The 7,648-nt window shown below is 60.0% G+C and carries 4 protein-coding genes and 1 pseudogene; 4 read left to right on the top strand and 1 reads right to left on the bottom strand.

Annotated elements, in window-relative coordinates:
• Positions 1–84: 84 nt before the first annotated feature.
• From GTP77_RS31055 to GTP77_RS16885, 4 genes and pseudogenes are all read left to right on the top strand, one after another.
• Positions 85–333 (top strand): annotated as a pseudogene (locus GTP77_RS31055) (helix-turn-helix domain-containing protein); the annotation flags it as partial.
• 54 nt (positions 334–387) lie between these two features.
• Positions 388–1,362, top strand: coding sequence for a magnesium and cobalt transport protein CorA (locus GTP77_RS16895; RefSeq protein ID WP_161073314.1), 975 nt, complete (start codon positions 388–390; stop codon positions 1,360–1,362).
• Positions 1,363–1,454: 92 nt separating this feature from the next.
• Positions 1,455–2,252, top strand: a complete 798-nt coding sequence (locus GTP77_RS16890; protein WP_161073313.1) for an SEL1-like repeat protein — start codon at positions 1,455–1,457, stop codon at positions 2,250–2,252.
• Positions 2,253–2,557: 305 nt separating this feature from the next.
• Entirely contained in the window at positions 2,558–5,635 is a 3,078-nt protein-coding gene (locus tag GTP77_RS16885) for a TonB-dependent receptor (protein WP_161073312.1), read from the top strand.
• A gap of 96 nt (positions 5,636–5,731) precedes the next feature.
• On the opposite strand, the gene GTP77_RS16880 is transcribed toward GTP77_RS16885, so the two are convergent.
• Positions 5,732–7,357, bottom strand: a complete 1,626-nt coding sequence (locus tag GTP77_RS16880; protein ID WP_161073311.1) for an NAD(P)/FAD-dependent oxidoreductase — start codon at positions 7,355–7,357, stop codon at positions 5,732–5,734.
• Positions 7,358–7,648 lie beyond the last annotated feature (291 nt).

Here is a 7,648-nt window from a genome sequence, read left to right as displayed (position 1 = left end):
TGGCCGGACTGGAACCCGCAGCGGAAGGCGCCCGCCTGATGCGTTTGACGGAATGGCGCGGCATCATCCGGCGCGGGCCACGGCGGGCTGGCCGCCGCCGGCGCCGACAGCTGGCTGGGACTGCTGGAGCTGCAGGCGGCCGGCATGCTGGCCAGCGGCCAGCAGGAGGTGATGGACGTGCTGGGGCGGCAGTTCGAGTCGGCCCTGATACGCACGGCGCTGAAGTTCACGCATGGCCGCAAGAACGACGCGGCGGTGCGCCTGGGCATAGGCCGCAACACCATCACCCGCAAGATCGCCGAGCTGGGCATCGACGGCGCCAAGGACGATTAGCAGGGCCGCGGTGGCCGTGCTAAGCTTCCGGCTTTGCCGCCGGAGCCGCCCCCTATGCTGATCAATTGTGTTGCCTACCAGGATGGACGTAAGCTGGCCGACGTGCCCGTCGCCGCGATCAGCGACTACGTGGCGCGCGGCGACTGCTTTGTCTGGGTGGCGCTGCGCGACGGCGACGCGGGCGAGCTGGCCGTCATGCAGGAGGAGTTCGGCCTGCATGAACTGGCCGTGGAGGACGCCAGCCGGGGCCATCAGCGCCCCAAGATCGAGGAATACGGCGATTCGCTGTTCGTGGTGGTCAAGACGGTGGAGGCGAGCCCGGACGATCCGGACGAGCTGGTGGTGGGCGAGGTCGACGTCTTCGTCGGCCCCAACTACGTGCTGTCGAACCGGCAGAACAGCAGCAAGGATCTGCTGGGCGTGCGCGCGCGCGCCGAGCGCGAGCCGCATCTGCTCAAGCAAGGCCCGGCCTTCGTGCTGTACGCCATCATGGACGCCGTGGTGGACCGCTATTTCCCCATCGCGGACGCCATGGAGACCGAGCTGGAGCAGATTGAGGAGCGCATCTTCGTGCAAAGCGCGCAGCGCGCCAACATCGTGCGGCTGTACGCGCTCAAGCGCAAGGCGCTGGCGCTGCGCCACGCCGTGGCGCCGCTGCTGGACGCGGTGGGCAAGCTGCACGGCGGCCGCGTGCCGGCCGTCTGCGCCGACTCCCAGGAGTACTTCCGCGACGTGCACGACCACCTGCTGCGCATCAGCGCCACCCTCGACTCCATCCGCGACACCATCAGCACCGCGATCCAGGTGCACCTGTCCATGGTGGCCATCGACGACGGCGAGGTGAACAAAAAGCTGGCCGCCTACGCCGCCATTTTCGCGGTAATGACGGCATTTGCCGGCATCTGGGGCATGAACTTCAAGCACATGCCGGAGCTGGACTCCCCCTACGGCTACCCGGCTGCCCTGGCCGTGATGGCGGCCACTTGCGTGTATTTGTACCGCCGCTTCCGCAAAGCCGGATGGTTGTAACTGATAGGCAGTGTTGTGGAATTACTACGAAGCGCTGGTGTTGCTATTAGTTTTAATTTATTGTTGTAGTTTTGGTGACTATGGGCGGCTACATGAAAGCTGTGCTCTTAAGTGCTGCGTTGCTGGCGTTCTCCGCGCCGGTATCGGCAGATGACCTAGCGGATGCTCACAAAGCATGGGAAAGTAAAGACTATGCACGTGCCTTCAAGGCTTTTTCCGTTCTGGCTAATGCAGGCAACGGTGTTGCCCAGCTTCAATTGGGCGAGATGTATGGTTTTGGCGAGGGTACGACCGAGGATCCGGTGCAGGCTGAACGTTGGCTGAAACAAGCTGTGGCCAGTGGAGTTGCCGAGGCACCCGCTTCGCTAATGCTGGTGCGTGAGCGGCATGCACGAAAAGCCGAGATTACCTACTACACCGAACGTTTCGATGGCGCGGAACGCGCTTATTCAAACTACGGATGCGCCCGTCCCGTTATTCCAGCCCAGTCCACGTCCAATGCAGAAATTACCGCAGTTAATTCAGCGGTGAGTGTTTGGGCGGCTTGCCACGGCAGATTCGTGACTGATCTGAATAAAGCCCTTCCCGCCGCGAATACAATCTCGCCGACCATCTTAAAGTTGATGAGCAATGCCGAGTATCAGCGTGCTAATGAGTTAATCTCAAAAGTTTATGCGAAATTTGCTGACGATGCTCAGCGGATTGCCGATCAGGTGCTGGCTGAAAATGCTGCTTGGAAATCCGCCACCGAAAAATTCGCAGCAGACAATAACGAAAAGCTTGCCGGGAAAATCGCTTCCGACAAGGCGCGCTTTGATCGTTTCAACCTGGAAGAGCAGGACGCTGTACAGCGGCGAATAGACGCAGCCAAAGGCGTGCGTAAGCAGTAGCCCAATTTTCCTCTGCGTGTATCGACATTTCCAATTTGGTGCAATGCACTATCTTGGTGCTGGTCCATTCAAAATTTAATATTTTAAGTAACATTGTTGTAAAAATACATCGATACAAATTCATCGTTGACACGTCAATTTGGCGCGTGTTTTGATAGGCGCTTGCCAAAATAATGGGAAATATTTTTGGCTTAATCCGTGCGAGCGGATTGTATTGCTATGAAACAGCGTCGTGTTACGGAAAACGACTGTATAAAATTAAAGCGGCTGCCTGCCGGGGTGGCCTTAATCGGGAAAGAACCATAATGTTAAGAAAAACTGTATTGGTAAGAGCGCTCACTATTGCGTTCGGCGCGGCAGCCATGAGCGCCGCGGTTGTGCCAGCAGCAATGGCGCAGTCGAACGCAGCTGGTAATATTTTCGGACGTGTCGATGCGCCAGCCGGCGCATCGGTGGTCATGCAAAATACCGACACTGGTGCCAAACGCACCATTTCGCCGGATGCCAGTGGGCGCTACAACGCTACCGCGATGTCGCCAGGCCACTACAAAGTTGAGCTGGTTCGCGACGGTAAAACCGTCGACACTCGTGAAGTAGACGTCATCGTCGGTCAGGGTGTCGACGCATCCTTCGTGCAGGCCATTCAGGCCGTGCAAGTGACGGGCATGCGTAACCGCATCGACGTGTCGAACTCGAATAACGGCGCAACCTTCACGGCAAAAGAATTGGCCCGCCTGCCAATCCCGCAAACCGTGGATGCTATTATTCAGCTGGCCCCGAACACCACCCGCGCCGACTCCCGTTACGCAGCAGGTGCGTCTTTCGGCGGTGGCGGCGCATCCGAAAATGCTTACTACATCAACGGTTTCCCTGTCACCAATCCATTGACTCAACTGGGCGCGTCGGAACTGCCGTTTGGCGCGATCGCGCAGGCGCAGATCCTGACCGGTGGCTTCGGCGCCGAGTTTGGCCGTTCGGTAGGCGGCGTGGTCAATATCACCACCAAGAGCGGTACCAATAACTGGGAAGCCGGCGCGAGCGCCAGTATCGAACCGAATTCGTTGCGTTCGAAAGCCCGTGACGCTTACTATCCCGTCACTGGCGCGGTGGAAAACGGCCCGACCAAGGGTAATACCGATGGCACTTTGTTCCGCCGTAATCAGGACAATAGCCGTACCGACAAGATTTACGGCGCCTACGTGGGGGGGCCGCTGATCAAGGACACGCTGTTCATGTTCATCTCGGCGGAAACCCGCCGCTATGACCGCGAAGGCACCAATGCCACGCTGGCTACTAAAGGCACCAGCACTTCCACTACCAACCCTACGGATGGCTGGGAAGCTAAGCAGGACAAGACTGATCGCTACATGGCGAAATTCGACTGGAACATTTCGGACAACCATCGCCTTGAAGCCACCTTCCTGGGTGACACCGCCAAGACCGATCGCCAACTCTATGGCTACGATTATAAGACGTTCACCCACGGCAATACTTTAAAGGCGTCGCAGCATTACAAGAACGATGCGAACTTTACCCCTACTGTGGGCGCGAATTCGCAGATCCTGCGCTATACCGGCAATTTCACCGAGGACCTGACGGTAACGGCGTTGTTCGGCCAGAGCAAAACCAAGAACGGCAGCAAATATGACGTCATCGGCACCCCGACTACAGGCGACCTGTACCAGGTCAGTGCGTCGGCAGCGGCCCAGGCCCCTGGCCTGAATTACACCACCACGCAAGTTTTGTCCGGTCTGGTATCGGCAAGTGACTCGTCCAGCAAAATCAAATCCGCGCGCCTGGATCTGGAATACAAACTGGGCAAGCATACTCTCCGGGGCGGTCTCGATGACAACAAGCTGACCTCGGAAGCGGCCGGCGAAGTGTACGGTGGTGGCGGCTTGTGGACCTACTTCAGGGCCAACAACCCGACCGCACCGATTAGCCTGGGCGGCGGCTACAATGTGGCTCCAGCTTCGTTCGGCGGCTTGGGTACGCAGGGCTACTACGTCTCGAAACGCATCTTCGATGACACCACCTCCGCCGGTTCCGACCAGTCCGCGCAATACCTGGAAGACATCTTCCAGGTTACCAAGGACGTGCGCCTCACCTTCGGCCTGCGTAACGAAAGTTTCAAGAACAAGAACGGCGACGGCGTCACCTTCCTGGAAGTGAAGAACTTTATCCAGCCGCGTTTCGGCGCTGCTTGGGATGTGAACGGCGATGCATCGATGAAGGTGTTCGGTAGCGCAGGCCGTTATGCGCTGCAGATCCCGACCCACCTGGCAGTGCGCGGCGCTAGCCGCTCCCTGAATGTGCGTCAGTACTTCACTTACACCGGTACCGATGCACAAGGCCAACCTACCGGGCTGAAACCTATGACCGGCGTGTTCTCGACCAACAACGAACTGGGTCAAGCAAAAGATCCGGCAACCCTGACCGCTGTTGATATCGATCCAACCTACCAGGACGAAATCACGCTGGGCTTTGAACGCGCGTTTTCGCCTAGCCTGAACTTCGGTGCGAAAGTCACCTACCGTAAGCTGAAGGCAACCATCGACGATTACTGCGATGATTCCGCAATTTTGGCTTGGGCTACGCGCAACAAGGTCAATACCGACAACTACGGCGGCTTCAACTGCGCATCGTTCAATCCAGGTCAAGGCAATACCTTCCTGGTGGACTTCGCTGGCACCGGCAAGAACTACTCAGTGGTCAGCCTGACTGCGGAAGAACTGAAGTTCGACAAAGCAGCCCGCACCTACACCGCGCTGGATCTGTTTGCCGAGCATCCGTTCCGCAACGGCTGGTATGGTCGCGTGAACTACACCTGGTCGCGTAGCCGTGGCAACACGGAAGGCCAGACGCGTTCTGACAATGCACAGACGGATGTGGCCGCCACGTCGACCTGGGATAACTGGCCGCTGATGGTCGGTGCGAATGGCTTGCTGCCGAACGACCGCGAACACCAGATCAAGGCGTTTGGCTTCTATGAGGTTATGCCTCAGCTGACCCTGGGCGGCAACTTCCTGGCAGCCTCTGGCCGTCCACGCAGCTGCTTCGGTAATAGCCCGAATATTCCTGCCAACATCCAGGATTACGGTTCGGTGTACTTCTATTGCGACAAGCCTGTCCCGCGCGGTACGCTGGGCCGTCTGCCGTGGGATGTCCGGACCGACATGAATCTGGTATTCCGTCCTGCGCAAGCTAAAGGCCTGGCACTGAAGCTGGATATCTTCAACGTGTTCAACAAGCAGACCGAGCAAACCATCGACGAGACCTACAATCTGAATGGCACCACCATCAGCTCGACCTATGGCCGCGTGATCAGCTATACCGCACCACGTTCGGTGAAATTCACTGCCGAGTACAACTACAAGTTCTAATAGCTGTAATATGCGCCGCCGATTCATCTGCGGCGCTGCTTCAAAATATTACGCCGGCGTGAGCCGGCGTTTTTTTTGGGGAAAGCAGTGTGAGTTCTAGTCCTTGGCCGCCATCGACAGCGCCACCGCCTCGGCCACCTTGATGCCGTCCACGCCGGCCGACAGGATGCCGCCGGCGTAGCCCGCGCCTTCGCCGGCCGGGAACAGGCCGCGCGTGTTCAGGCTTTGCAGGTCGTCGTCGCGGCGCTTGATGCGGATCGGCGAGGAGGTGCGGGTTTCCAGGCCGGTCAGCACCGCGTCGTGCTTGAAGTAGCCCTTGACCTGCTTGTCGAAGGCCGGGAAGGCTTCGCGCAGCGCGGTCACGGCGAATTCCGGCAGGATGGTGGCCAGGTCGGTCAGCTGCACCTGCGGCTTGTACGAAGGCACCACGGCGCCGAATTCGGTGGACGGACGGCCCGCCACGAAGTCGCCCATCAGCTGGCCCGGCGCGCTGTAGTTGGAGCCGCCCAGCGCGAAGGCCTTTTCCTCCAGCCTGCGCTGGAACTCGATGCCGGCCAGCGGGTGGCCCGGATAGTCTTCCGGCGAAATGCTGACCACGATGGCGCTGTTGGCGTTGCGCTCGGCGCGCGAGTACTGGCTCATGCCGTTGGTCACCACGCGGCCCGGCTCGGACGCGGCCGCCACCACGGTGCCGCCCGGGCACATGCAGAAGCTGTACACCGCGCGGCCGTTGGAGGCGTGGTGCACCAGCTTGTAGTCGGCCGCGCCCAGGATGGGGTGGCCGGCGTTGGGGCCGAAGCGGCAGGCGTCTATCATGGACTGCGGGTGCTCGACCCGGAAGCCGATCGAAAACGGCTTGGCCTCGATGAACACGCCGCGCTCATACAGCATCTCGAAGGTGTCGCGCGCGCTGTGGCCGATGGCCAGCACCACGTGCTCGGTGGCGATGCGCTCGCCGTCGGCCAGGGTCAGGCTGCGCACCTGGCGCTCGCCGTTGGCCTCGTCGATCTCGATGTCGGCCACCTTGGCCGAGAAGCGGATCTCGCCGCCCAGCGCCACGATTTCCTCGCGCATCGCTTCCACCATCTTCACCAGGCGGAAGGTGCCGATGTGCGGCTTGCTGACATAGATGATTTCCTCCGGCGCGCCGGCCTTGACGAACTCGGTCAGCACCTTGCGGCCGTAGTGCTTGGGATCCTTGATCTGGCTGTACAGCTTGCCGTCCGAGAAGGTGCCGGCGCCGCCTTCGCCGAACTGCACGTTCGATTCCGGGTTCAGCTCGCGCTTGCGCCAGAAGCCGAAGGTGTCCTTGGTGCGCTCGCGCACGGTCTTGCCGCGTTCCAGGATGATGGGCTTGAGGCCCATCTGCGCCAGGATCAGCGCGGCGAACAGGCCGCACGGCCCCATGCCGATGACCACCGGGCGCGGCTGCGCGCCGTTCGCGTTGACGTTCTGCGCCACATATTTATAGCTGGTGTCCGGCGAGGGCATCAAATGGCTGTCGCGCGCATTGGCCCTGAGGATGGCGGCGTCGGCGGTGGTTTCCACGTCCAGCGAGTAGATCAGCACGATGGCGGACTTCTTGCGCGCGTCGTAGCTGCGCTTGTAGACCGTGTAGCCGGCCAGCTGGGCCGGCTCGATGTGCAGGCGGGCCAGGATGGCGGCGGTCAGTTGTTCTTCGGTATGGTCGAGCGGGAGCTTTACTTCGTTCAGTCTGAGCATGGCGGTTCCTGTGCTTGTAGTTATCAAGCAGGTTGATAGGGAGTGAAAATGCGCGCGCACGGCGCGTAACCGGTAATCGTAGCACGGGGCAGGGCGTCCGTCCACTGCGGCGGCTTGCACCACTTTGGTGCTGTTGTAAATTGACAATATTATCCGGTTAACATCGGAAAGTAACAATCTTTACGAATTGCTATGTCTATACTCAGAGACGGACCCTGCTGTCGGAGCGCAGCCGGGCCGATTAATGGCTGGCAATGCGCCTCACGAGGGCGCCGCCGGTCTTTCCTCGAC

This window comes from Pseudoduganella aquatica (genome assembly GCF_009857595.1).
Lineage (GTDB): Bacteria > Pseudomonadota > Gammaproteobacteria > Burkholderiales > Burkholderiaceae_D > Rugamonas > Rugamonas aquatica_A.
Note: the sequence above shows the minus strand (reverse complement) of the source record. Positions and strands in the feature narration are given on the sequence as shown.